This is a genomic window from Nocardioides mangrovicus (assembly GCF_003674065.1).
In the GTDB taxonomy this organism is placed as follows: domain Bacteria; phylum Actinomycetota; class Actinomycetes; order Propionibacteriales; family Nocardioidaceae; genus Marmoricola; species Marmoricola mangrovicus.
The window spans coordinates 196,777-221,048 of sequence record NZ_RDBE01000007.1; the positions used below are offsets into that span (position 1 = coordinate 196,777).

General features: G+C 70.9%; 27 protein-coding genes, 2 tRNA genes and 1 pseudogene. 17 read left to right on the forward strand and 13 right to left on the reverse strand.

The genetic code is table 11. The features are described 5' to 3' along the window. Positions 1-6 precede the first annotated feature (6 nt). A complete protein-coding gene (locus tag D9V37_RS10420) occupies positions 7-948 on the reverse strand; it encodes an NAD-dependent epimerase/dehydratase family protein (RefSeq protein WP_121806096.1) in 942 nt (313 codons plus the stop codon). A gap of 88 nt (positions 949-1,036) precedes the next feature. Here D9V37_RS10420 and D9V37_RS10425 point away from each other — a divergent pair, with 88 nt between their 5' ends. From D9V37_RS10425 to D9V37_RS10435, 3 genes are read left to right on the forward strand one after another with little or no spacing between them, the layout of a single operon-like run. Next, entirely contained in the window at positions 1,037-1,720 is a 684-nt protein-coding gene (locus D9V37_RS10425; RefSeq protein ID WP_198412485.1) for a TetR/AcrR family transcriptional regulator, read from the forward strand. Positions 1,721-1,729: 9 nt separating this feature from the next. Further along, positions 1,730-2,656, forward strand: coding sequence for a 2-hydroxyacid dehydrogenase (locus D9V37_RS10430; RefSeq protein ID WP_121806098.1), 927 nt, complete (start codon positions 1,730-1,732; stop codon positions 2,654-2,656). A 54-nt stretch (positions 2,657-2,710) separates the two neighbouring features. Next, on the forward strand, positions 2,711-3,769 hold the full coding sequence (locus tag D9V37_RS10435; protein WP_121806099.1) for a mechanosensitive ion channel family protein: 1,059 nt from the start codon (positions 2,711-2,713) through the stop codon (positions 3,767-3,769). On the opposite strand, the gene D9V37_RS10440 is transcribed toward D9V37_RS10435, so the two are convergent. After that, on the reverse strand, positions 3,742-4,308 hold the full coding sequence (locus D9V37_RS10440) for a dihydrofolate reductase family protein (protein ID WP_121806100.1): 567 nt from the start codon (positions 4,306-4,308) through the stop codon (positions 3,742-3,744). The two genes, D9V37_RS10435 and D9V37_RS10440, sit on opposite strands and share 28 nt — an antisense overlap. A gap of 71 nt (positions 4,309-4,379) precedes the next feature. On the opposite strand from D9V37_RS10440, the gene dnaG reads away from it, so the two are divergent. The 3 genes from dnaG to D9V37_RS10455 all read left to right on the forward strand — a co-directional run bounded on the left by dnaG (position 4,380) and on the right by D9V37_RS10455 (position 6,931). Beyond that, positions 4,380-6,260 carry a DNA primase gene (gene dnaG / locus D9V37_RS10445; protein ID WP_121806101.1) on the forward strand — a complete coding sequence of 627 codons (1,881 nt, stop codon included), beginning with the start codon at positions 4,380-4,382 and terminating at the stop codon, positions 6,258-6,260. After that, positions 6,260-6,781, forward strand: a complete 522-nt coding sequence (locus D9V37_RS10450; RefSeq protein WP_121806102.1) for a hypothetical protein — start codon at positions 6,260-6,262, stop codon at positions 6,779-6,781. The genes dnaG and D9V37_RS10450 overlap by 1 nt, the downstream gene beginning before the upstream one ends. 77 nt (positions 6,782-6,858) lie before the next feature. Continuing rightward, positions 6,859-6,931: transfer RNA gene (locus D9V37_RS10455), tRNA-Asn, on the forward strand. Here the strand turns inward: D9V37_RS10455 and D9V37_RS20995 are convergent. Continuing rightward, the gene (locus D9V37_RS20995; protein ID WP_121806521.1) at positions 6,893-7,399 is read right to left on the reverse strand and encodes a DUF1003 domain-containing protein; all 507 of its coding nucleotides are present in this window, start codon (positions 7,397-7,399) and stop codon (positions 6,893-6,895) included. The genes D9V37_RS10455 and D9V37_RS20995 overlap by 39 nt on opposite strands. Positions 7,400-7,422: 23 nt before the next feature. Here D9V37_RS20995 and D9V37_RS10465 point away from each other — a divergent pair, with 23 nt between their 5' ends. The 5 genes and pseudogenes from D9V37_RS10465 (at position 7,423) to D9V37_RS20060 (ending at position 10,794) form a co-directional block, all read left to right on the forward strand. Beyond that, a complete protein-coding gene (locus D9V37_RS10465; RefSeq protein ID WP_121806103.1) occupies positions 7,423-8,424 on the forward strand; it encodes a phosphotransferase in 1,002 nt (333 codons plus the stop codon). Beyond that, positions 8,415-8,491, forward strand: a tRNA-Ile gene (locus D9V37_RS10470). The genes D9V37_RS10465 and D9V37_RS10470 overlap by 10 nt, the downstream gene beginning before the upstream one ends. 50 nt (positions 8,492-8,541) lie before the next feature. Then, positions 8,542-8,913 carry a hypothetical protein gene (locus D9V37_RS10475; RefSeq protein WP_121806104.1) on the forward strand — a complete coding sequence of 124 codons (372 nt, stop codon included), beginning with the start codon at positions 8,542-8,544 and terminating at the stop codon, positions 8,911-8,913. A 157-nt stretch (positions 8,914-9,070) separates the two neighbouring features. Continuing rightward, positions 9,071-9,688 (forward strand): annotated as a pseudogene (locus D9V37_RS10480) (hypothetical protein); the annotation flags it as partial. A 929-nt stretch (positions 9,689-10,617) separates the two neighbouring features. After that, the gene (locus tag D9V37_RS20060; protein ID WP_147455917.1) at positions 10,618-10,794 is read left to right on the forward strand and encodes a MerR family transcriptional regulator; all 177 of its coding nucleotides are present in this window, start codon (positions 10,618-10,620) and stop codon (positions 10,792-10,794) included. A gap of 589 nt (positions 10,795-11,383) precedes the next feature. Here the strand turns inward: D9V37_RS20060 and D9V37_RS10490 are convergent. The 4 genes from D9V37_RS10490 to D9V37_RS10505 all read right to left on the reverse strand — a co-directional run bounded on the left by D9V37_RS10490 (position 11,384) and on the right by D9V37_RS10505 (position 13,589). Further along, a complete protein-coding gene (locus D9V37_RS10490; protein WP_121806107.1) occupies positions 11,384-11,674 on the reverse strand; it encodes a hypothetical protein in 291 nt (96 codons plus the stop codon). After that, positions 11,671-11,874 (reverse strand): hypothetical protein, encoded by a 204-nt coding sequence (locus D9V37_RS10495; RefSeq protein ID WP_147455918.1) that lies wholly within the window; start codon positions 11,872-11,874, stop codon positions 11,671-11,673. The genes D9V37_RS10490 and D9V37_RS10495 overlap by 4 nt, the downstream gene beginning before the upstream one ends. A 623-nt stretch (positions 11,875-12,497) precedes the next feature. Beyond that, complete coding sequence (locus D9V37_RS10500; RefSeq protein ID WP_121806109.1) at positions 12,498-12,716, reverse strand: hypothetical protein; 219 nt, start codon at positions 12,714-12,716, stop codon at positions 12,498-12,500. A 678-nt stretch (positions 12,717-13,394) separates the two neighbouring features. Next, entirely contained in the window at positions 13,395-13,589 is a 195-nt protein-coding gene (locus D9V37_RS10505) for a hypothetical protein (protein ID WP_121806110.1), read from the reverse strand. A gap of 179 nt (positions 13,590-13,768) precedes the next feature. Between D9V37_RS10505 and D9V37_RS10510 the strand changes: the two genes are divergently transcribed. Then, complete coding sequence (locus D9V37_RS10510) at positions 13,769-14,269, forward strand: hypothetical protein (RefSeq protein ID WP_121806111.1); 501 nt, start codon at positions 13,769-13,771, stop codon at positions 14,267-14,269. Between the two features lie 16 nt (positions 14,270-14,285). On the opposite strand, the gene D9V37_RS10515 is transcribed toward D9V37_RS10510, so the two are convergent. The 4 genes from D9V37_RS10515 to D9V37_RS10530 form a co-directional block, all read right to left on the reverse strand. Then, positions 14,286-15,008: a hypothetical protein gene (locus D9V37_RS10515; RefSeq protein ID WP_121806112.1), complete on the reverse strand. Its 723-nt coding sequence runs from the start codon at positions 15,006-15,008 to the stop codon at positions 14,286-14,288. Between the two features lie 213 nt (positions 15,009-15,221). Further along, positions 15,222-15,548 carry a hypothetical protein gene (locus D9V37_RS10520; protein ID WP_147455919.1) on the reverse strand — a complete coding sequence of 109 codons (327 nt, stop codon included), beginning with the start codon at positions 15,546-15,548 and terminating at the stop codon, positions 15,222-15,224. Further along, a complete protein-coding gene (locus D9V37_RS10525) occupies positions 15,545-16,087 on the reverse strand; it encodes a hypothetical protein (RefSeq protein WP_121806114.1) in 543 nt (180 codons plus the stop codon). Before D9V37_RS10525 ends, D9V37_RS10520 begins: the two co-directional genes overlap by 4 nt. Positions 16,088-16,219: 132 nt before the next feature. Then, the gene (locus tag D9V37_RS10530; RefSeq protein WP_147455920.1) at positions 16,220-16,444 is read right to left on the reverse strand and encodes a hypothetical protein; all 225 of its coding nucleotides are present in this window, start codon (positions 16,442-16,444) and stop codon (positions 16,220-16,222) included. Between the two features lie 171 nt (positions 16,445-16,615). Between D9V37_RS10530 and D9V37_RS10535 the strand changes: the two genes are divergently transcribed. From D9V37_RS10535 to D9V37_RS10555, 5 genes are all read left to right on the forward strand, one after another. Beyond that, positions 16,616-16,858, forward strand: coding sequence for a hypothetical protein (locus D9V37_RS10535; RefSeq protein ID WP_198412486.1), 243 nt, complete (start codon positions 16,616-16,618; stop codon positions 16,856-16,858). A 10-nt stretch (positions 16,859-16,868) separates the two neighbouring features. After that, positions 16,869-17,384 (forward strand): mycothiol transferase, encoded by a 516-nt coding sequence (locus D9V37_RS10540; protein ID WP_121806116.1) that lies wholly within the window; start codon positions 16,869-16,871, stop codon positions 17,382-17,384. A gap of 103 nt (positions 17,385-17,487) precedes the next feature. After that, a complete protein-coding gene (locus D9V37_RS10545; RefSeq protein ID WP_121806117.1) occupies positions 17,488-19,539 on the forward strand; it encodes a hypothetical protein in 2,052 nt (683 codons plus the stop codon). A 167-nt stretch (positions 19,540-19,706) separates the two neighbouring features. Next, positions 19,707-21,086 (forward strand): hypothetical protein, encoded by a 1,380-nt coding sequence (locus D9V37_RS10550; RefSeq protein ID WP_121806118.1) that lies wholly within the window; start codon positions 19,707-19,709, stop codon positions 21,084-21,086. 4 nt (positions 21,087-21,090) lie between these two features. Then, positions 21,091-21,639: a hypothetical protein gene (locus D9V37_RS10555; protein ID WP_147455921.1), complete on the forward strand. Its 549-nt coding sequence runs from the start codon at positions 21,091-21,093 to the stop codon at positions 21,637-21,639. A 5-nt stretch (positions 21,640-21,644) separates the two neighbouring features. On the opposite strand, the gene D9V37_RS10560 is transcribed toward D9V37_RS10555, so the two are convergent. Then, a complete protein-coding gene (locus D9V37_RS10560) occupies positions 21,645-22,694 on the reverse strand; it encodes a hemolysin family protein (protein ID WP_121806120.1) in 1,050 nt (349 codons plus the stop codon). Continuing rightward, entirely contained in the window at positions 22,687-24,090 is a 1,404-nt protein-coding gene (locus D9V37_RS10565) for a hemolysin family protein (protein WP_121806121.1), read from the reverse strand. Before D9V37_RS10565 ends, D9V37_RS10560 begins: the two co-directional genes overlap by 8 nt. Positions 24,091-24,272 lie beyond the last annotated feature (182 nt).

Sequence of the window (24,272 nt, forward strand, 5' to 3'; positions counted from 1 at the left end):
GGCGCGCTAGCGCCGTCTCGAAGCCTCCGCGCGCCACCACGCCACCGTCTCGGCCGCCACCTGCTCGGTAGGCGTCGGGGCGAACCCGAGCAGCTCCTGGCTGTGGGTGGAGTCGAGGACGAACGGGTTCTCGAACTGGTAGAGCATTTCCGCCACCTCGCGGGTGCCGGGGTGCACCAGGCCGATGCCGCGCATGACCCACGAGGGGATCAGGCCCGGCTCGGGGATCTGTACCCCGGCCGCGTCGGCGAAGGCGTGCACCATCTCGCGCTGGGTGCGCGGCGCCGCGGTGGGTGCGTGGAGCACCGAGTTCCACAGCTCCTCGCGTCGCGCGGCGGTGATCATGGCGCGGGCCAGGTCGGGCACGTACGTCCACGAGTGCGGCTGGTCCAGCGAGCCGAGGACACGCACCTTCTTGCCGGCGAGCACCGGCGGCACGATCCGCTCGCCCATGTGGCTGGTGGCCACCCGGGGTCCGACGAAGTCCGAGGCCACGACGCTCACCGTCGGTGTCGGGTGCTCCGCGCGGCCGTGCAGCAGCTCGGCGCGCACCGCGCTCTTGCCGCCCGGCCGGTTGCGCGGGTTGTCCTCGGTCATCGGCCGCGTGGAGTCGGTGTAGCTGTAGAGGCTCTCGGGGAACACCGCCACGGCGCCGGCCGCGCCTGCTGCGTCCATCACCACCCGGTCGGCCTTCGGCAGCTCCTCGCGCCACGTCCTCGCCGCGTAGGCGGTGCCGTGGATGCAGTGGAAGAGCGCTGCTGCTCCCGTCACTGCATCGCTCAGCGCCGCGGGGTCGCCGGCGTCCACCGCCAGCCGCTCGACGCCCTCGCGCTCGGGGCCGCTCCCGGAGCGGGTCAGCACCCGCACCCGGTGGCCGGCGTCGGCGAGCTGCTCGGTCACGGTCCAGCCGACCGGTCCTGCTCCTGTCACTACATATGTCTGGGTCATGGCGATGAGCCTGCACCGCACCTGTGGCAAAAGCAAGAGCACTGCTCTCTAAAGTTGCAAGAGCTCTCGAATGTGAGAGGCTGTGCCTATGGTCACTCCCCGTCAACGTGCCCGCGAGCAGACGCTGGTCGACATCACCCGCCTCGGTCGGGAGCAGCTCGCCACCGTCGGCGCCGCCCAGCTCTCCGTGCGCTCGATCGCTCGCGACCTCGGCGTCGTCTCCTCCGCCGTCTACCGCTACGTCAAGAGCCGCGACGACCTGCTCACCCTGCTCGTCGTCGACGCCTACGACGAGCTCGGCGAGGCCGCGGAGGCGGCCGAGCGTCGGCGCCGTCGCGCCGACCACATGGGTCGGTTGCGCGCGGTCGCCCACGGGGTGCGTGACTGGGCGCTGGCCGAGCCCGCCCGCTACGCGCTGCTCTTCGGCAGTCCCGTGCCTGACTACGAGGCGCCCGCGGAGCAGACCACCGGCCCGGGCCTGCGTGTGCCGATGCTGCTGGTGGGCGTCGTCGACGACGCCTGGCAGGCGGGCGCGCTCGTCGATCCCGCCACGCCGCTGTCGAAGGCGCTGGCCAAGGACATGGCCGGCGTCGCCGACGGCCTCGGCGTCGAGCTGTCGCCGGCCGTCATGGCGCGCAGCATGTTCGCCTGGACCTCGCTCTTCGGAGCGGTCAGCTTCGAGGTGTTCGGGCAGTACGGCCGCGACGCGAGCTACTCCCGCCGGCTCTTCGAGCACCACCTCGACCGGATCGCCGCCGAGGTCGGTCTCTAGCCTGGACCGGTGAGCGAACCCCTCGTCTGGCTACCGTTCGATCCCGCCGACCTGGGAGACGTGCCCGGCGGACTGCGCTACGAGGTTCAGGCCGAGCTCGGCGGTCCCGACTGGCAGCGGCCCGGGACGATAGACCAGGTCGAGCTGGTGGTGCCGCCCTACGCGATGGGCGACAAGGCCGCGCGGACCTTCCCCGACATGCCTCGGTTGCGCGTGGTGCAGACGCTGAGCGCCGGGGTGGACAACGTCCGCCCCTGGATCCCCGAGGGCGTCACACTGTGCAACGCCCGGGGCGTCCACGACGCCTCCACCGCCGAGCTGGCGGTCGCGCTCACCCTGGCCTCTCTGCGCGGGCTGCCGCAGTTCGTGCGCAACCAGGACCGCGGTCGCTGGCGTCGGCACGTGGGACCCGCGCTGGCCGACAAGCGGGTGCTCGTCGTCGGCTACGGCTCGATCGGGCGTGCCATCGAGGCGCGCATGCTGCCGTTCGAGACCGAGGTGGTGCGGGTGGCGCGCACGGCACGTCCGGACGACGACGTCCATGGCTTCGACGAGCTGGCCGACCTGCTGCCGGAGGCCGACGTCGTCGTCCTGGTCGTCCCGCTGACCGACCAGACGCAGGGCCTGGTCGACGCCGGCTTCCTCGCTGCGATGAAGGACGGCGCGCTGCTGGTCAACGTCGCGCGCGGACCGGTCGTCGACACCGACGCACTGCTGGCCGAGGGTGGTCGCGTGGCGGCCGCACTGGACGTCACCGACCCCGAGCCGCTGCCCGACGCTCATCCGCTGTGGTCGGCCCCGAACGTGCTCGTCAGCCCGCACGTCGGCGGCGCGACGAGCGCGATGTGGCCGCGGGCCCACCGTCTCGTGCGGGAGCAGCTGGAGCGCTTCGCCGCCGGTGAGGACCTCCTCAACGTGATGTCCGGGGAGTACTGAGCCCGCCCGGACCCGCTCGCCGTGTGACGACGTTCATGCTGCGAGATTGGGCCGATGGCCGTTTCGTGGACCGTCCTCCTCACGAGCCTCGCCTCCGGCCTCGGAGCTGCGGTGCTGGTGATGATCGTCGTGCACGTCGTCGCCCGGCTGGCCACGCGCCGGTGGCGCCACGGCCGGCAGCTGGTCGAGCGGGCCGAGAGGCCGTTTCGCGCCCTGGTGCTGGTGCTCGCGGTGGCGGGCGTCGTGGCGGCGGTGCGCGACGACGACCGCTGGTGGACCGCCGGCACGCTGGCGCTGCGGGTGCTGGCCATCGGGGCCGGGGCGTGGCTGGTGGGTGTGCTGCTGCTCTTCGTGGTCGACCAGGGCCTGCAGCGCACCGACATCGACGTTCCCGACAACCTGACCAAGCGCCGCCGCCGCACGCAGGTGCTCGTCATCCGGCGACTGACGGTCGCCGCGGTCGTGGTGGTGGGGCTGGCCGCGATGCTGCTCAGCTTCCCCGGCGTCCGTGGGGTCGGCGCCAGCCTGCTCGCCTCGGCCGGGCTGATCTCGGTGGTGGCCGCCGTCGCCGCGCAGTCGACGCTGGCCAACGTGTTCGCGGGACTGCAGATCGCCTTCAGTGACGCGGTGCGCATCGACGACGCCGTCATCGTCGAGGAGGAGTGGGGCTGGGTGGAGGAGGTGACGCTGAGCTACGTCGTGGTGCGGCTGTGGGACGACCGCCGGATGGTGCTGCCGTGCACCTACTTCACCACCACCCCCTTCCAGAACTGGACCCGTCACACCTCGCAGCTGCTGGGCTCGGTGGAGCTCGACCTGGACTGGCAGGTCGACACCGACCTGCTGCGCGAGGAGGTGGCCCGGATCATGCCCGAGGCGCAGGCGGCGGGGCTGTGGGACGGCCGCGTCTCCCACGTGCAGGTCACCGATGCGGTGAACGGGTGGGTCCGGGTGCGCGTGCTCGTCACCGCCCGCGACGCCCCGACGCTGTTCGACCTGCGCTGCCTGGTGCGCGAGCGGCTGATCGGCTGGCTGCGCACCAGTCACCCCGAGGGCCTGCCCCAGCAGCGGCTCCGGCTGGCCGGTCAGCTCGAGGGATCGCCCACCCGGTAGTCCACGCGCACGCGCTGCCCCTCGCGCGTCACCTCCTGGAGGCGTACGCGGGTCGAGGTCATCCGCCGCGGCAGCAGTGGCGCCCCGGCGCCGAGGAACACCGGGGTGAGGTCGAGGACGATCCGGTCGAGCAGACCGGCGTCGGCGTACTGCCCGACCAGGTCGCCGCCGCCGAGCAGCCAGACGTCGCGCCCGGCCGCCCCGGCCGCGACCGCCTCGTGGTGGTCGCTCACGGCGCCGGCGACGAAACGCAGGTCGACGCCCGGGATCGGCGGCAGCTCGCGGTGGCTGAACACCCAGGTGGGTCGCTCGCCGTAGCAGGCGTGCCACTTCTCCGGGTGCTCCAGGAGCCGCTCGTGGTCGAGCACCCACTCGTAGGTGGTGCGGCCCATCACGAGCGCGCCGACGTCGTCGAGGAAGCCGGCCATCGCCTCGGGGTCGCCGTCGGCCCCCGGCACCTCGAAGAGCCACTCCAAGGAGTTCTCCGCGTCGGCGATGAAGCCGTCGGCACTGGTGGCGGTGCGGTACACGACGTCCATGCCCGGCACGCTAGACACCCCCACCGACAACGCCGGCCCGGCTGTCGGCACCCGCCCGTAGACTCCGCGACGTGGCCGGTCGGATCCGTGAGGAGGACATCGCGGAGGTGCGCGAGAAGACGCGCATCGACGAGGTGATCAGCCAGTACGTGACCCTCCGCTCGGCCGGCGGCGGCTCGTCGAAGGGGCTGTGCCCCTTCCACGACGAGAAGACGCCGTCGTTCAACGTCAACCCGAGCCGGGGCTACTACCACTGCTTCGGCTGCGCCGAGGGCGGCGACGTCATCAGCTTCTTGATGAAGATCGACGGCCTCTCCTTCACCGAGACCGTCGAGCGGCTGGCCGACTCCGTCGGGGTGCAGCTGCGCTACGAGGAGGGCGGCCCCGAGCGTCCCACCGGTGGCCCTCGCCGGCCCCGGCTGCTGGAGGCCCACAAGCTCGCGCAGGCCTACTACGCCGACCTGCTGGCCGCGCCCGAGGCGCTGGCCGCGCGGCAGTTCCTGGCCTCCCGCGGCTTCGACCAGGCGGCGGCGGAGACCTTCGGCGTCGGCTTCTCCCCGCGCGGCGGTGAGGACCTGCACCGCCACCTGCGGCAGTACTCCTTCACCGACGAGGAGCTGGTCACGGCCGGGCTCGTCGGCCAGTCCCAGCGCGGCGGCCACTACGACCGGTTCCGCGGCCGGCTGATGTGGCCCATCCGCGACACCAGCGGCGCCACCATCGGCTTCGGCGCGCGCCGGATCTTCGACGACGACCGGATCGAGGCCAAGTACCTCAACACCCCCGAGACGCCGATCTACAAGAAGAGCCAGGTGCTCTACGGCGTCGACCTGGCCCGGCAGGCCATCTCGCGCACCAGCCAGGCCGTGGTCGTCGAGGGCTACACCGACGTGATGGCCTGCCACCTCTCCGGCGTGCAGACCGCCGTGGCCTCGTGCGGCACGGCCTTCGGTGAGGAGCACACGCGGCTGCTGCGCCGGCTGCTGCACGACCACGAGGAGTTCCGCGGCGAGGTGATCTTCACCTTCGACGGCGACCAGGCCGGCCAGGACGCCGCGATGAAGGCCTTCGGCGGCGACCAGCGCTTCGTGTCCCAGACCTACGTCGCGGTCGAGCCCGACGGCCTGGACCCCTGCGATCTGCGCCTGCAGAAGGGCGAGGAGGCCGTGCGCGAGCTCGTTGCCCGCCGCCAGCCGCTGTACCGCTTCGTGCTGGGCAACGTCGTGCGCCGCTTCGACCTCGACCGGGCCGACGGCCGGGTCGACGCGCTGCGCGAGGGCGCCAAGCTGGTCACCTCCATCCGCGACCGCTCCAAGGTCGACGCCTTCGTCCGCGAGCTGGCCGGCATGGTGGGCATCGACCCCGACGACGCCCGGCGCGAGGTCCGCCGCATCACCGACCGCCGCTCGCACCGCGGTCCCGGCGCCGACCTGCCCTCGCCGCGGCCCGCCTCCCGCCCCGACGACGGCGGGCTGCCCACGCCCGACCCGCGCGACCCGCGGCTCGCCATCGAGCGCGAGACCCTCAAGCTGCTGCTGCAGCACCCGCACCTGGTGGCGCCGGCGGCCGGCGACATCGACGCCGACGACTTCCGCCACCCGGCCCACCGCGCGCTGTGGGAGATCGTCACGCGGCTGGGCGGACCGGCGGCGGCCCGGCCCTCGTGGGTGGCCGACCTGGCCGCGGCCACCCAGGAGCCGGTGCTCCGCGGGCTGATCAGCTCCCTGGCGGTGGAGCCGATCAACGCCGCCCGTGAGCCCGACACGGGCTACGCCGCCCAGCACGTCTACCGCCTCCAGGAGCTCACCGTGCAGCGGCGGATCGCCGACCTGAAGTCGCGGCTGCAGCGCTCCACGCCCGGCGACGCGGAGTACAACCGCACCTTCGGTGAGCTCGTCGCGCTCGAGCAGCAGCGCCGCAGCCTGCGCGAGCTGGCGGTCGGCGGCGCCTGATGCGGTTGTCGCTACGAGCCGGCCACGCGCCGGAGGAGGTCCTCACCCGTCTGCAGCTGGCGCGCGGCGAGCGCGTGCTCGCCGCCGCCGAGGCCACCGCGGTGTGGCTGCTCGGCACCCGGCTGGCCCTCTACGTGGTCGCGCCGCACGAGGTGCAGCGGATCGGCTGGGAGCAGGTCGAGCACGCCGGCTGGGACGCCGAGGCCGACCTGCTGGTCGTCGCGGAGGTGGGGGAGTGGGGTCACCCGCGGCCGGTGCACCGGTTCGGTCTCGCCGAGCAGCAGGAGCGCCCGGGCCGGCTGCTCGACCTGCTGCGCGAGCGGGTCAGCGCCAGCGTCCTGCTGCAGCGGCGCGTCCCCATCGGCGAGAACGGCCTCGGCGTCACCCTGCACGCCCGTCGTGCGCCGGGCGACGGTCGGATCGGCTGGTTCGTCACCTACGACGACGGCCTGGACCCCGACGTCGTCCGCCCACAGGTCGAGGCTGCGCTGGCCGCGGCGAGGACCGACGTCGAGCCCTGAGGCGACCTGGGCGACACCGGTGCGCTGGTTTCGTCCCAGGCCGCCGGCCTTGCTACGCTTGCTGTCGCTTCGTGCGATCCCCTGTAGCTCAATTGGCAGAGCATTCGGCTGTTAACCGGAGGGTTGCTGGTTCGAGTCCAGCCGGGGGAGCTTCTCGTTCTCGGTGCCCTGATCGGGCTGCCCGCCCTGCTCGGGCTGCCCGCCCTGCTCGGGCTGCCCGCCCTGCTCGATCAGCCGCCGGTGCAGCTCCTGGGTGAGCCGCTGGATCTCCTGGGTGATCTCGGTGTTCGTGTGCAGCTCGGTCTCCTGCTCGCGGAACTCCCGCTCGGACTTGGCGTCGTCGAAGGCCGCCGAGCGGTTCTGGGCGATCATCACGAAGGTCGAGAGGAAGATCGCCTCCAGCGACACCACCAGCGTCAGCGTCGGCCACGGACTCTTCTCCACGACCAGCATCCACACCCCGAACAGCACGATGTGCAGGTACACGAACGCCATCGAGCCGGCGAACCTGGTGATCGCGTCGGCTACCCGGTTCTGGATGCTCTCGGCGCGCCGCTGGGCGAACTCGACGGCCACCGGCAGGTGCGAGTGCGAGGGTTTTCCGGGTGCGTCGGCCATGGCCGGAGCCTAGGCTCCGGCGGATGCGAGTGGACCCGACGCGCTGGTCGACGCCCGGCTTCGCCGAGGAGCTGCGCGGCTTCGTCGAGGCCGCCGTCGGACCCGTCGACCTGGAGCAGGTCAAGCTGCAGCCGTGGTCGTCGGTGTGGCGGGCCACCGCCTCCGACGGCGCGGTCTACTGGGCCAAGCAGAACTGCGGCTCCTCGGCCTTCGAGGGCGAGCTGCTCGTGCTCCTCGACCGGCTGGTGCCGGGGAGGGTGCTGCCGGTCGTCGCCGTCGACGAGGGCTCCGGACTGCTGCTGAGCCCTGACCAGGGCGACGTCCTCGGCTTCGAGCACGACGACCTCGACGTCTGGACCCGCATCGTGGGCGAGTGGGCGCAGCTGCAGCGCGACACCGCGCCCTTCGTCGGCGAGATCGCCACGGCCGGCGTCGAGGCCATGCCACTCGCCGAGACGCTCGCCTGGGTGCGCGAGAGCGTCGGCGTGCTCACCGGGCTCGCGGCCGACGACCCGCGACGGTTGGGGGATCGGGCAGCGGCTCGCATCCTGGAGTGCCTGCCCGCGGTGGCCGCGGCCGTCGACGTCGTCGGCGCCCTGGGGCTGCCGCCCTGCCTGGTGCACAACGACCTGCACGGCAACAACGTCTTCGCCACCATCGACGACCGCCCGCTGCGGTTCTTCGACCTCGGCGACGCCGTGGTCGCCTCACCCACCGTCGACCTGCTCGTCCCGCTCGGCGGCCTGGCCGACGTACTGACCTGCGAACGCGACGACCCCCGGCTTTGGCGCGTGGCGCAGGCCTGGATCGGGGCCTGGGACGACGTCGCCCCCGCCGCCGCCCTGCGCGCCGCGATGCCCGCCGCGATGCGGCTGGCCCGGCTGGGCCGCGTCGAAGCCTGGCTGCGCATGGTGCTGGCCGGCGGCGTCGTCGTCGACGACGAGATCGCCGGGCTCGGCGCCCAGTGGCTCGGCACGCTGCCCGACCCGCCGCTGCTGGACACTAGGCTGCCCGCGGGGCGGTAGCTCAGTCGGTTAGAGCAAGGGACTCATAATCCCTGGGTCGTGGGTTCAAGCCCCACCCGCCCTACCACTCGACGTCGCCGGCTACTCGGTGCGTCTGGTTGAGGGCGGTGAGGTCGCGTGAGCCCGGACGTTGAGACGCGTCGGCGCTGGGCGGCGCGGATGCTGGCTCGCTGCACTGTGCCGGCACCGACGTACGGCTCACGGGAGTTCAACAGCCTGCCGGACGGTGATGTGCGGCGGGTGGCTGCGGTGGTGCGTGCCGCGGAGGCGTGGGCGCGTTGCGGGGACGAGCTGGTGGAGTCGCTGCACGCCGAGCTCGAGCTCGCGCGTGAAGCTCACAAGCGCGCCGAGGACGCCGAGTATCTGGCCCGGGCGGCTGAGCACCGTGACAGCTGGCGCCACCTCGGTGTGGTGCGCGGCCAAGCGTTCGCCGATACCGAGGAGTTCATCTCTGGCCGGCAAAACCCCGACCAGGGGAGGCCGGCATGAGCGAGGCCATGAGCGAGATGAGCGAGTGGGCGCTGGGCGGTGCGTGGTCGGAGGACCTGGTGCCGGTGCGGGAGGAGCATCGCGGACAGCTGCGGTTCGCCGAGCGCTTCACCCGCGCCTATGACGGTCGGCTGCTGCACGTTCACGGGATCGCTGGCACAGCTGGGACGGATGCCGGTGGGCCGAGTGCGTCGACGGCGAGGAGCACCGAGCGGTCATCGGACTGGTCAAGGCCGCGCTGGGGGAGATGCCCAACCTTGGCCACGACGACCGCAAGGCACTGCTCCAGGACATTGGGAAGGTCGAGTCTGCGGCCGGTGTGAACGGGACCTTGGAGCTGGCCTCGACGATGCACCCCTGCACGCTGAGCGCAGCTCGGCTCGATGCCAACCCTTATCTGCTGAACACCGTCGACGGCACGGTCGACCTCAAGGACGGCTCGGTCCGCGATCCGTGGCCCGGTGACCACCTGTCGAAGGCGACGGTTGCTCGGTTCGACCCCCTGGCGCGCTCGGAGGAGTTCGACCGGTTCCTCGAGCAGACCCAGCCCGATCCTCAGATGCGGGCGTTCTTGGCCCGCTCGCTGGGCTCGGCGCTGCTGGGCGTGGTCCGCGACCACGTGTTGCTCATCTGGTTCGGTCGCGGCGCCAACGGCAAGGGCACGCTGAGAGACGCGGTCGCTCACGCGCTGGGGGAGTACGCGATCGAGGTGCCGGCCGACCTGCTTCTCCAGTCCAAGCACAACCCACACCGCTGGGCACCGGCAAAGGCATGACCCAACCCCGACCCGATGAGACGCGGGGATACCGGCGCAAGACGACTAGCCGGGTTCTTGGACCGTCTCCGGATCCAGTGTGAGCGGACACACTACCTCCGCAGGTCCCATGCCCCATGCGACCGATTGGCGTTCTGGCCCAAAGATCCAAGAAGCAAAGCCCATTCAGTCATCCTCTTATGTCGACGAACGTGGTGTCTTGAGCATCCACTGGCACGCGCAGAGCGGGACCGTCATCGTGCGACTCGAGGCCGGCGACCATTAAACCGTCCTACCATTGTGGCCGTGAGCGAGAAGGGATGGCGCACGGTCGAGGTCATCGCGACCCCGCTAGCGTCTCTCCTTTGGCTCGTCGTCTGCGTGGGAACCATCGGCCACGTGTCTGGTCCGCTTACTGCGCTGCTCTGGCTCTCCGGGCCGTTGTGGGTCACCTTCCCCGGAACAGTCATCCCCCGTGTTCGCTGGCGACTTGAGCCGCGACGGCAGGCGACGTGACACCGTTTCGAAACGCACGCCGCCTCGCTCGTCGTCGTGCGCGGCGCGGTCAGGGTCGGGCTGCCTGATGGCAGGTGCGCTCCCGCACCCCTCTGACCCGCGGGAGTGACCCAACCTGCCGAGTCAGCCGCGTCTTAGGCGCCAAGCCCGCAGCGTCGCCCAGATCGCCCCCACAATGAGCGCAAGCTCGATCACTATCTCGTCTGTGCCCATCGCGGCGCCGACGAGTTGCACCCACCCCACGGCCAGCACCCACAGCAACACTGCGACGAAGCCTGCACGCTTGCTAGCGGGCGCCACATAGGCGTTCCTAGCCATCGAAGCCTCCAGTGATTGAGGCCACAAGTGTCCTCAGTGATTGAGCAAACCGCCAACGACGGTCGCCGACGCGAAGTCTGACCACGACGGCACGTCGCGCAGCCTAGGCTGCCGCCATGCCCGACGAGCCCAACCCGCTCGCATTCCTAACCCTCGACGCCGTCGCCGAGAAGCTCGCTACCTCGCGCACCCAGGTCTACGCGCTGGTGCGTCGCGGTGAGGTGCGGTCGACGACGATGGGCGGTCGAGAACCCATTTGTGGTGTCGCAGGCGTCGAAGGAACGGGCCTTTGACCAAGGGTGACCCGTCGCCTTGGTGGGAGTTGCTGCCGTTTCACCCCGGCGATGACGACGTCCGGGTGGCACGCGGTCGCTGGGTCTTCTGGATTCGCGGCGTCCGAGCTCGGCAATCGCTGCGAGTGGACGTGCCGCTGGTCGGTCTAGGTCCGGTCGACGTCGTTGGTTATGTGCTCGCTCGCCTGGCTTCGAGGGGATGGCGCGCATCGAAGCCAGGGTGGAAGGTCGGGGTGCTACGGGGTCGGAACACCGTTTGGGGCGGGAGGCTTCGGGTGGTCCACGAGGAAGCGTTGCCGTCCAGGGAGCAGCTCAGCGCCGTCATCGACAACTTGGCTGGGCGCGTGCACCGAGGTGACTTCGACTGACCGTCGGGGTCAGTCGCCCCCAAGCCGCTGGGATCCCCGGCGTAGAAGGCTACCGTCGGAACCGTGCACACCTTGGGGACAGTGGCCTTGTGGGTCTTGTTCGTTGCCGTGTGTGCGTTCGCGAGTTGGACGCGCAGCCGGTTCGGGCCGGGCAAGATCGCGCCCCGTCGTGAGCGCGATGAGATCCGCAGGCGGCGGTTCCACGACGACCGTGGCGACGGCTAGACGGCCGTCCTCCGCACGTGAGCGGCGGTCTGGGCCAGATCAGCTCCCGCGGCCACCAGCCGGGACAGGTACTCCGGAGCGTCGGGCGCAGCTGCGCCGTGGCGTAAGAACAAGCCGAGGTAGTGCCCCGCCGCCGCGGCGAGCAAATCCCGCCGCCCGCCGGCCCGCTGCTGGAGCAGCTCGATCGACTCATCCCGTCCAATCCCGTCGTGCAGATCTCGGTCGACGGTGGCGATGAGCTCGATGACCAGCGCTCGGTCGGGGTCGAGACGCCGCGACGGGCTCACGCGCTGGTCACGTGCGGAAGACCGTTGGCGTCCTCGTAGTCCCACACCGCCCACGACCAGCCCTCCCAGAACGCGCCGGTCTGCTCGGCCTCGCGGACGGCCTGGTGGGCTCTGGCGGACTCCCGGCTTGTGGCCAGGCACATGGCGCGGCCGGCGTCGTAGCCGAGGGCGAAGTCGCGTTCAGGGGGTGCGTCGTCCATCCGCTTATAGAACACGCGTTCGACTTGGCTGGTCAACCCGTGGTCGGCCTACCGCCCCATCGCGACCAAGGCCAGCAGGATCGCTGCACCCACCATCGCGCCGGCAAGAGCAGCCAGCAGCACCTCCCGGCTCCGTGAACGACCGTGCACCCACTCAGGATCTCAGACCAGGTGGATGCAGGCAGCGCGGTCCTAGCTACCCGCTGAAACAGCGGCGATGTTGTATGTGACAAACCCAGGCGACGAGAGCAGCCCAGCCGTACCGTTGGGCCACAGCCTGCTCAACGCTTAGCGCTGGTACTGAGCGTCACTGAATCCAGGGATGACGGCACCGTTCGAGTCGGGCCAGGCCCCACGGAGTTCGCGTCAAGCGCGGACTCCGGAAACGTTGAAGCCCCCGTTGGTCGGCGGGGGCTTCGTCGTCTTCTCGGTTGTGCTGACGATGGTCTCCGCCGTGGTCGCCATCCTCGGCAGGCCCGTCGTCTGGATCAACGGCCAGCAGTGCGCGAAGGGCCTCCACTGGGTCAAGGCGGCGGAGGCTGGTGCGCAGATGCGGCGAGTGGCAACCGCTTCCGTTGCGCTGCCCGCGCCCGCTCCGACAGCTCGAGCAGATCGCGCCGCACTCACCGCCGTCCGTCGGAGATCTCGTAGGGCAGCCGGTCGCGCTTGAGCCGCACGTGCATGGCCTGTCGGGTCACGCCGGCCACCTCTGCGGCCTGGGGAACGGTCAGCCAGTAATGCTCGTCGTCGGGCGGGCCGGTGAGCCTGGGCTCCCTTTGCGCCTTGACCTCGGCCTGCTCGCGGCGCTGCTGGGCGAGCTGCTCGACCTGGGCGCGGTTCAACGACGGTAGGTACCGGGGTGCGTCACGGCTGGTCAGCAGGCCGCGGGCGGGCGGGTGAGCCAGGGTGGGGCTAGTGCCCACAGCGGGGCAGCGGCGGGCATGTGGAGCCCTCCGCTGGCCGGGTCTACTACTTGCGCATCTGAGGCTTTGCTGGGAACTCTTGACTCGCGAGTTCGCCGAGCCATCAGAAGTTGCGCCATGCTTGGCCGGTACTCTCCTCGTCCCGAAACCGAAGAAACTCTGTGGCGGCTCGGTAGAAGCGAGCGGTCGGTAGGCCCCATTCGAGCATGGCCACCTCTCGGCGGACGTAACCGAGCTTGATGTCGAGCGCGAACATGTCGAACATCGCGACGGCTCGGTTGCGCTGGCGTAGTCCTGTGGAGATTGGCGGCGGAGGTCAGCGACGTCGGCGACGGTCTGGCAACGTTCGTAGATGAGGCGTCGCCCTTCTTGGAGCTCTGGATCGAGCATGCGCTCATGCAGTTGTAGGAACGTGTCGCGACGATCCTGACGTCTTCCGTCTAGGAAGCTCAGGCTGTTGATACTGAGGGCGACGAGCGCGATGGCGAGCGAAATCCACGACAGGGTCGAATGCACAGGCTCAGCGTGCCTCTGCGTGTGTAGCGATGCTTCAGTTGACTTGTCTCGAGCTAGGCGGCTACCGCGCCCGCTGAGCCCCTACGCGAGTGCGGCCTCGGTCTGGGCAAAAGCCTGGCAGTTGGCGCAGTCCGCTTCTCGGTGCTCCCCGGAGCAGACGGCAGTGTGGCGGAACCCGTTACGGAACCGGCGACGAGAGTTGGCGATGTCCCCACGCTTGGCGAACCAGAGCAGCTCCTCGAGCGCGTCGCGATCAATCGTCACGGTCTCAGCCATGACTTGAGAGTAGGGCTTCGCAGGGACCGCTTCCTGGCCGCGAGCGTTGGTGATGGTCTCAATCGGGATTCCCCGATTGAGGTCGTCGCGGACAGTGCGCTCACTGACGCCACCGATGTCAGCGATCTGCTGGTGCCTGTGAACGGTCTTCTGGGTTACCGCTGCTCGATACTGGGGGGATGAGGTTCTCGCAGTCAGAAGTTGACCTTCTGCGTGACCTGCTTACTGCTCGCACTGATGGCGGGGGCGTCGAGGTGCCGCCGTCCATTTTGCTGGCCGTCTTGGCGTGCGCTGGCGGTCAAACCATTCGCGATGCGTGGGGGTCGGTGCAGGACTCTCGGGAAGGCGATGGCTGGCAGGTGTTGGCGGTCTGCGATGAGACCGTGGTTGAGGTCGTTGCGAACCCGTATGTCGACGAGGGTGACGGCAAGTGGCAGGAAGGCATTGATGCCGTCGTGCATCGGATTTCGGACATCAGCTCCGTGAATGTGGTCAGACCAGAGGGGTCGTGGAGCCCGGACCTTGAGGCATGGGTGAGTGAACCCGGTTGGGTCTTCAAGTTTCGCGACGGCACCGTGCTCAAGTTGTGGGGTAGGCACGTCGACGGAAAGTGGCAGAGGAGTCTTGCCTCGGATGTAGGTCAGGTTCTGCATCGCCGGTGGCTGGATCAGTGCAGCTGAGGGCGGAGCTGGCCGTCTACCGCGGCTCGGGGTAGTTCTTCGCCGTGAGCCCGCCCTTGGGCAGTTGCAGCTTCGAGCGGGTGCCCCCGGTCCGGTAGACGTTCCAGGCGACGATGGTGAGCGCGACGGCTTCGGTCTCGTTGAGGCGGTGGCCGCCGACGCGCAGTCGGACGATGCGGTCGCGGAGGAGTGCGATGGGGTCGTCGGCGGTGAGGCTGTCGCCGTCGGTGACGCGGGCCAGGAACCAGGAGGCGGCGTCGGAGTCGATAGCGCTGAACAGCCAGTGGCATAGGCCGACGATGCTGGCCGGCAGCAAGCTCTTGGAGGACAGGCCGGTGGCGACCTCGGCGGAGGTGCGCAGGCTGGGGTGTGTTTCCAGAAACGCGTTCATCTCCAGCGGCGTGGGGTAGACCGAGCCCGTCTTCACTCGGAAGCCGCGGTCCCACAGGATCGCCCGGCGGGTGACCGCAGCCAGGACGCTGGTGTTCTCCTCGCCCTGGAGCTTGAGGGCGTCGGCGTAGGTGCGTTTCGCTCCGGCGTCAACGGTAGCCATCACCGCAGCGGGCAGGCCGCGCACGACGATCATCGGCACGGTGGTCTCAGCAGCCACGACGGCTTGGCAGCGGTGCTGGCCGTCGAGCAGGGTGCCGTCGGTGGCGATCTTGATGGTCTCCCCGTTCAGTCGCCAGGAGCCGGCGATCATGTCGCGGGCGTAGGCGTCGACGACGTTCTTGCGCACGTTGCGGTTGTTGGGGTTCTTCGAGAGTCAGGTCTCGGCCATCTCGGGGGTGACGTCGAGGATCTCGACGGACGGAGCGGTCGGGGCGGTGGGCATGCGGGTCCGTTTTGGATGGTGGGCGACCTCAAGTTCAGAACTGAAAATGAGACATGGCGGAGCCCGCCACGTGGGCGGGCTGGCTTGGTGGGGAGCGGCCTGGGGGATAGGCGTGCATCAGTTCGCGACCAGGGAGAGATGACGGTTGTTCGATGTCGCCTCGGCCAGCTCGTACGCCTTGAGCAAGGCGTGGGCCAGACGTCGCGCGTCTGCGGCGGGCCCGTCGTGGCCATCACTGACCCAGACCGTCGCGTCGTCGGCGGCAATCACGGTTCCGTCGACGAACGTAGTGACTGAGAGTCCGACGCTGAACTCAGCGTCGATCAGGCCGTGATGGATGACGAGACCGTTCCAGTTGGATAGGTCGTCGACGTGCTCCTCCGCCGACACCTCACACCATGTCGGGCACACCACATATGGGGCTGCCGCGGGTGCGGTGGTCATGCGTCGTCGCCGCCGACGGGCTCCCGCTTGCCGTCTGCGACGTCGCAGACGTAGGTCAGAGCGGTGATCAGCTCGCGAGCATCTTCGACCCGCAGGCGGAGCTTTTCGACGAGCTTCAGCTCGCGGCCATCCGGCCAGTGCCTCGGACTCACGCGAATCATCGGCTCTCGAGTGCCGATCTGCTCGAGCTGGGTCTCGATTGAGCTCGTGACAACTTCTCGAGTGCCCACGCGATCTCCGGTGCCTGAGTACCAGGTGCCCGAGTACAGGCTGGCGACAGTCGTGGGCGTCGCGAGCAGATGATGATGCGCGCGCATCGGGTTGGACCAGCCCACCTCGTGGCCGTAGATCTCGTCGGTCTCGCGCGCTACCCAGCACCAGGTCGGGCAAGGATTGGGATCGGGATGCTCGCCCTTGCGCCCGTCAGAGAAGTAGTTGCTCGGCCGCACTCCTAGAGCGCGACGCAGGGCCAAGTCTGCGGGCTCTTCGGTCTCGTCGGCCGGGTCAATCGCTGGTGCTTGCGTCATCATGTCGGTCATGGCGGTCGCCTCTCATTGCTGGTCCCTCCAACAGAGGGGGATTGGCGTTGAGAAGGACGGCGTCCGCCGCGTAAATGACCTGGTGGCACAAGGGTTCTGAGGTTCAGTCCTCATAATCCCTGGGTCGTGGGTTCAAGCCCCACCCGCCCCACTCCGGTAAGCCACCTGGCTGCGGGCGAGCTTGCGCCGATAGCGGCGTCGGCCGGCGATCTGGACCAGGCAGGCGGCCACGACGCAGGCTCCCAACGAGAGCCACAGCGGCCGGTGGGTGGCGTCGAGAACGAGGAACGTGGCCAGGGCAGGTAGACAGGCCATCCGCCAGCGAATCCACCATGCTGCACTGCGGAGCAGGCTCATCGCCCGAGGATCGCAGGCGATCGCTGCGGTGGACAGAGGTGTGGCCATGGTGGGACGCCACCTGCTCCGGGATCCCCCCTCGTGAGTGCCGCCGAGTCGACGAAGGTCGCGCTCGACGGGTTGGACCGGCATGCTGGGATGGTCGGGTCGTGGTCGAGGAGAGGGTCTGTCATGTCCGAAACAACTGCCCGCCGCCGTCGCGGGTCGGGTCTGGGCGGGTTGATCACCCTCATCGTGGTGATCTGGCTGGTGATCGGCGCGCTGGCCGCGTTCCAGCGCGACTACTTCAAGGGCGGCAACGACAGCTGCGCCCACACCGGCACGGTGATCGTCACGATCATCGCGGGACCGCTGAACTACGTCGGCGCGAACCCGAAGGTGCACGACTGCAAGGTGCCGCAGCCGAGCAAGTAGCGTCGTCGCCATGAGCGCCGCGAACGACATCCTGCTCGACGCCTACGACCGGGTGGCGGAGTCGGTGCCGCAACTGCTCGACGGGCTGAGCACCGAGGCCGCGGCCTGGCGGCCCGCGCCCGGGGCGAACTCGATCGGGTGGCTGGTCTGGCACCTGACCCGGGTGCTCGACGACCACCTGGCCGACGTCGCCGGCGACCCGCAGGTCGCCGTGAGCCAGGGCTTCGAGGAGCGGCTGGGGTTGGACCTGCCCTCCGGCGACACCGGCTACGGCCACAGCAGCGACGACGTGGCGAAGGTGCGGTTCGACGATCTCGGGGTGCTGGCCGAGTACCACGCGGCCGTGCAGCAGCAGGTGGCCGGCTACCTGGCTCGGGCCGAGCACTTCGACCGCGTGGTGGACGAGCGCTGGGACCCGCCGGTGACGCTGTCGTCGCGGCTGGTCAGCGTTGCCGACGACATGGCCCGCCACATCGGTCAGGCCCAGTACGTCGCGGGGCTGTGGGAGCAGCAGGAGAACGGCTGAGGCAGAAACCCGGGGAGTGGCCCGTAACCCCTGTCCGGTTTGTCCGTTAGGTGTCATGTGACGGGAATCTCTCCCGTCGCCGACATCGAACGGGGGACCGACCATGCCCAGCTCCATCTCCACGGCGCCACACCACCCGCGCGAGCGACGGCGTCGCCGCGGGCTCGCCGCCCTCCTCGGCTTCGTCGTCGCGGTCGCGTTCCCGCTCCTGATCACGGCGCCGGCCAACGCCGACGGCGCGCCGGACCCCGATCCGGTCGGCCACCTGCTGGGCGACGTCACCGGGGCCGTCCAGGCCGCGACCGCTCCGGTCACGCAGGCGGCGAGTCCCCAGCACCAGGGCCAGAGCGGCGAGACCAGCCATGCCGGCTCCTCCTCGGCTCACGTCGAGACCCACCACGCTCCGCTCGCGCAGGTCTCGGGCAACGACGTCGGCTCCGACTCCTCGGGCCGGCCCCACGCACACGCCACCACCGTGGGCGTGGGCGGCACGACGGTGATCGGCTCCAGCGACGGGGGCCACTCCCAGGTCCCCGACAACCAGCTGTGCGCCAGCACGAGCGGCGCACTCTGCGTGCGGGCGCTCTACGGCGACTCCAGCACCCAGTCGGCCTCGGCGGCGACGTCGACCGGGCTGCTGGCGGCCTGCGTCGGCGGTGACGACGCCACCGGCGCCACCTGCTCGGGCCAGCAGCTCGGGCTCGCGCAGGGCTCCGCCCAGTACGACGAGACCGGCTCGCAGTCCTCGGCGAACGTGGCCGGTGCCTGCCTGCGCGCCGGCAGCGACGGCTGCGACGTCGGCCTCGACGCGCTGAGCTCGAGCTCGGGCTCCGGTGCCACTCAGCCCGACATCACGACGGTGACCCTCGGCGGCACGACGATCGCGCTGCCCCGCGACACCTCGCACCTCGACGCACCGAGCGGCTGCACGCCGCCCGACGCCCTCTGCTCGACGCTGAACCGGACCGACACCTCCTCCGACGGCGACTCGCGTGACGCCGTCGCGACCCAGGTGCTCACCGACCTGCTCGGCGTGGGCGCCGGGTCCAGCAGCAGCGACACCGCGCAACAGCCGGCGGGGGAGACGACGACCGACCCGGTCGACGGCGCCACGGCGCAGCTGGTGGACCTCGGGCTGGGCCAACCGGCCGGCGACCTGCCGCTGCTCGGCGTCTCGCAGAACTCCTCGACCGACGACGGCGAGCAGGCCTCGGCCGACGGCACGCTGCTCTCGGTGGCCGGTCAGCCGGTGATCTCCTCGCAGAGCACGTTACCGGGCGGCACCACCGGCACCTCCGCGCCGGACAACCCGCTGTGCGAGATGACGGGCGGCTCGCTGTGTGCGCAGCTGCTCTACGCCGACTCCGACGCCGACCACGGCGTCGACGGGGCCGACGCGAACTCGCAGACCGGTCTGGCCGCGACCTGCCTCGGCGGCGACGACCCGAGCGGCGCCTCCTGCGACGGCGTGGCCGTCGGGGTGGCGCAGGGGGAGTCGCACCTTCACCGCGGTGCCGACGGCACCCAGTCCTCCTCGTCGACGTCGGCGGCCGGCGTCTGCGTGGTGGGCACCACCGGGTGCACGCTGAGCGGCGACGTGCTCGCCTCGCACGGCTCGGCCTCGAGCACCGGGGCGCACGACTCGGGCGGCTCGATCGCCGATGTCGGCGTGGGCGGCACCTCGGCCGGCGCGCCGAGCGACCCGCTGACGCTCAGCGTGCCCGACGGCTGCACCGACGGCACGGTGGTCTGCACGCTGCTCGACCAGGGCACGGCCGGTGCCGGCACCACCTCGGGGGCCGGGACCAGTCAGACCGTCGCCCAGGTCGGTCTGCTCGGTGGGGTGGTCGGCCTCACCGGAGCCCACACCACGGCCGGTGCCACCGCGACGAGGCAGAACGTCGATGAGCCGCCGACCACCTCGCCCCAGGCGCCCACCACGCCCGGCACGGTGCTGGTCTCGGCGCCCGGCTCGGCCGGCGCGGGCAGCACCGCGGGCAGCCAGGGTCCCGACGCCTCGTCGTCGCTGGACGCCTTCGGGGCGCACGCCGCGATGCCCAACACCGGTGGTCCGTGGTCGGGCTCGCTGGCGCTGGCCGCCCTGCTGCTCGCCGCGGGGGTGACGATCCTGGCCCGCTGGCGTCGCGTCGGCTGAGGCGCACCGGACCAGCCGAGAGGCGCCGGGTCCCTCCCACGGTTGACCCCCGTGACCCGGCGCCCCTCGGTCGTCCCGATCGATCATTCTGGACAAACTTCGCGTTTGTTACTGGTGCGTAACCCTTTCTGGCCGGGCTCGTTGAGAGCGGCAGGGAAGGGAGACCCATGTCCACCATCAGACGTTCCGCACTCGTCAGCGCCGCCGCCGCGGTCCTGCTGCTCAGCACCGCCGGCGCGGCCGGCGCCGCCTCGGGCGACGGCAGCCCGACGGACCCGCTCGACGGCGTGGTCAAGCAGCTGACGAACACCGTCCACCAGGCCACCCAACAGGTGCAGCAGGCCGGTCAGCAGGCGCAGCAGACGCAGCAGAGTCAGCAGGCGAGCGTGCCCTCGCAGGACGCCCCGACGCCGCCGGCCAGCGACGACGACTCCTCGGGCAACGAGACCACCGACCCGAAGGCGCCCGACCACGCCTCCTCGCACGCGCTGCACGGCGAGCTGCTCCCGGGCCAGGCGACACCTACCCCGCTGACCGCCGAGGCCGGTTCGGGCACCTCGACGATCAACGACGACGGGTCCAGCAGTGCCGACGCCAGCGTCCTCGCGCTGGGCGGCATGACGCTCTACGGCTCGCAGGCCAGCTCCTCGGGAAGCAACGACGGACACGGCGCGACCGACCCGGTGTGCTCCGGCACCGACAACGCCGTGTGCCCGCTGCAGGCCGACTCCCACGCCACGCAGACCAGCACCGCCTCGGACTCCTCGACGAAGACCGCGGCCGCCAGCATCTGCCTCACCCCGCCCTCGCAGATGCCGATCACGCTGCCGGACCCGATCACGTTGCCGACGCTGCCGACCTCGAGCAGCACCGATTGCCCCAACGGCCTGGGGATCGACGCACTGCAGAGCAGCTCGACCATGCACCGCGACACCACCACCGGCGACACCAGCGGGTCGACGCAGTCCTCGGCGGCCGGGGTCTGCGTGCCGGGCGTGCCGACCAGCGACACCTGCATCGGGCTGCTCACCTCGCACGGCAGTGCCGACTCCGACGGCACCACCGACCGCGGATCGAGCGTGGCCGACATCTTCGGCAACAGCACCCCGCTGACCCAGCCGCAGGGCACCCCAGATCAGCTGTGCCACCCGACTGCGGACACCACCGGCCTGTGCGCCTACATCAACCAGGGTGAGACCTACCTTGCCTCCGGCGTGGCCGGCGTGGCGCAGAACGCCGCCACCGGCAACCTGCTCGGGCTGATCTCCTTCGACGCCGCCCACAGCGAGGTGCTGGTGCACAACGCCGGCGGCACCGCGGTCGTCTCACCGCCCACCACGGTCCCGCCGGCCGCCAACCCGCCGGTGGTCTCGGCGCCGGCGACCACCACGACCACGCACCACGCCTCGGTGGTCGACGACGTGGCCGCGGCGCTGCCGCACACCGGCGGCATCTGGTCGGGGTGGCTGGCCATCGGCCTGCTGTGCTTCTCGGCCGGGTGCGCACTCGCGGCGAAGGACCTGCGCCGGGTCCGCGTGACAGGCTGAGACCGTGCCGACACCACGACGCCCCGTCGTGGTGCTCGCGGGCATCGCGGCGCTGGCGGTCGTGCTGGCCGGGTACTTCGGCTGGTTGACCCTGTTCCGGCCCGCCGCGAAGCCGGTGCCGCCCACCACGGTGGTCAACACCGTCGGCGGCTACCGGCTCACCGTGCCGGAGGGCATGACCGCGACCCGCCGGGGCAAGATCACCTCCCTGGTCGACGCGTCGCGCTCGATCTCGGTCACCGTGACGACGACCGCCGGCGGCGCACCCCGCAGCACCAACGACGCGGTCGTGGCCACCCTGCGGCGCAGCTACCAGTCGCTGACGCTGCTCGGCTCGGCCGCGCGCACCGTCGATCGCCGGCCCGGCCGGGCCACCTACGGCGCGGTCGTCGACGCCGAGGGCCGCCGGATCCAGTTCGTGGTGATCACCGTCAAGGGCCGGGGCCGCAACTACGCGCTGAGCGCCTTCGCCCCGATCGGGGCCAAGGGCGTCACCGCCGTGCGGCACCGCTTCGACACCGTGGTCGAGGGGTTCCGCGTCGGCACCGGCTGAGCGGCTCAGCTGGTGTGCGAGGCGTCGCGGATCTCGCCGACCAGCTCCTCGATCACGTCCTCGAGCGTCACGATGCCCAGCACCGTGCCGGCGTCGTCGACCACCCGTGCCAGGTGCGAGCCCTTGGCCTGGATGACGGCCAGCGCGGTCTGCAGGGTGTCGGTCGGGCGGACGTTGGCGAAGGGGCGGATCCACTTGTCCTGCACCACCCGGGTGCGCCCGTGGGGGTCGGTCTCCAAGACGTCCTTGATGTGCAGGTAGCCCACCAGCGCGGGTCCCTCCGGGGTGTCGTCGACCACGGGGAAGCGGGAGTAGCCGGTCTCGGCGCAGATCCGCTCGACGTCGCCCACCCGCGCGCCGACCGGCACCGTCTCGAGCTCCTCCAGCGGCAGCAGCACCGAGGAGACCTCACGGGTGGTGAACCCGAGCGCGCCGGAGAGCCGCTCGTACTCGTCATCGGCCAGCAGGCCCTCGTCGCGCGACTCATCGACCAGCGCCTCGACCTCCTCCTTGGTGAAGGTGGAGGCCACGGCGCTGGCCGGCTCGAGCCGCACCAGCCGGACGACGCCGTCGGCGGCCGCGTTGAGCGCCACCACCACCGGCTTGAAGAGCGTCACGAACGCCATCATCGGCGTGCCCAGCACCATCGCCGCCCGCTCCGGTCCGGCCAGGGCGATGTTCTTGGGCACCATCTCGCCCAGCACGACGTGGAAGTAGGTGACCACGCCGAGCGCGATCGCGAAGGAGACCGGGTGCGCCATGCCCTCGGGCAGGTGCACGGCGTCGAAGAGCGGCTCGAGCACGTGGGAGAGGGCGGGCTCGGCGATCGCACCGAGCGCCAGCGAGGCCACCGTGATGCCCAGCTGCACCGCGGCCATCACCTGGGAGACGTTGTCCATCGCGCGCAAGGTGGTGCGCGCGAGCCGGTTGCCCGCCGCGGCCTTCGGCTCGATCTGCGTGCGCCGCGCGGAGACCAGGGCGAACTCGCCGGCGACGAAGAAGGCGTTGGTCAGCAGGAGCACGACGCCGACCAGCAGCGCCGTCTGGCTACTCATCGGTCGCCACCGAGACCGATGCGGGCGACCCCGGCGCGGGCTCCGCGCCCGAGGGCGGGTCCAGCTTCGTCACGGTGAGCCGGTCGACGCGCAGCCCGTCCATCCGCACCACGCGCAGCCGTGCCTGCTCGAGCACCGGGTCCTCGTCGTCGTCCTCCGGCACCACGACAGGCAGGTCGACCACCGCCTGGTCGCCGCGCTGCGGGATCCGGCCCAGCTGCTTGACCAGCAGCCCGGCGATGGTGTCGTAGTCGTCGTCCTCCGGCAGCGAGATGCCGGTCGCCTCCTCCAGCTCGTCGGGGCGCAGCAGCCCCGAGACGATCCAGCTGCCGTCGGGCCGGCGACGCAGCCGTGAGCCGTAGCGGTCGTGCTCGTCGGCGATGTCGCCGACGATCTCCTCCACGACGTCCTCCAAGGTCACGACCCCGGCGGTGCCGCCGTACTCGTCGGAGACGATGGCCATCTGGAAGCCCTCGCCGCGCAGCAGCCGCAGCAGCGGGTCGAGGCGCAGCGACTCCGGCACCACGGTCGCCGCGACCATCACCTCGCGCACCAGCGTCGAGGAGCGCTCCGAGCGGGGGACCGCCACGGCCTGCTTCACGTGCACCGACCCGACCACGTTGTCGCTGCTGCCGCGCACCACCGGGAACTTGGAGAACCCGGTCTGGGAGGAGAGCTCGATGACGTCGGCGACCGGGTCGGTGGCCTCCACGGCCGCCATCCGCACCCGCGGCGTCATGATCTCCCCGGCCGTGCGCGGCCCGAACGCGACCGAGCGCTGCACCAGGTGCGCGGTCTCGGTGTCCAGCTTGCCCTCCGACGCCGAGCGGCCGGCCAGCGAGGCGAGCTCGTCGGAGGAGCGCGCCGAGCGCAGCTCCTCCTGCGGCTGCACCCCGAACGCCCGGACCACCGCGTTGGCCGAGCCGTTCAGCACCCGGATCGGCAGCCGCACCACGCCGGTGAAGGTCCGCTGGAAGCGCTGGGTGGCGCGGGCGGTGGCCAGCGGCGTGGCCAGCGCGATCTTCTTGGGCACCAGCTCCCCGAAGAGCATGGTCGCGACGGTGGCCAGCACCAGCCCGAGCGCCACCGAGACCCCCGGTACCCAGGCGTCCGGCAGCCCGGCGGCCCGCAGCGGCGTCCGCAGCAGCGAGGCGACGGCCGGCTCGGCGAGGAAACCGATGGCCAGGTTGGTCAGCGTGACGCCGACCTGGGCGCCCGAGAGCTGGGTGGAGAGGGTGCGCAGGGCGTTGCGAACGCCGTCGGCGGAGCGGTCGCCGCCCTCGGCGGCCCGCTCCACCGCCGCCCGGTCGACGGTCACCAGGGAGTACTCGGCCGCTCCGAACAGCCCGCAGGTGAGCATGAGGAGCACGGAGATCCCGAGCAGCACCCAGTCCATAGTCCGACCAGTCTCTCAGGGCCGGGGGCGGGGACGAGCACAGACGGGGCACGGACCGGCACAGGTCGGCACAGGTTGGCACGGGCGGGCGAGGAGTGTCGGTGGGCTGTGCAACGGTTGAGAACGCACTCATCGGGGAACAAGACGTGACAAGCGGCACGTTCCCTCAGTACGACACACTC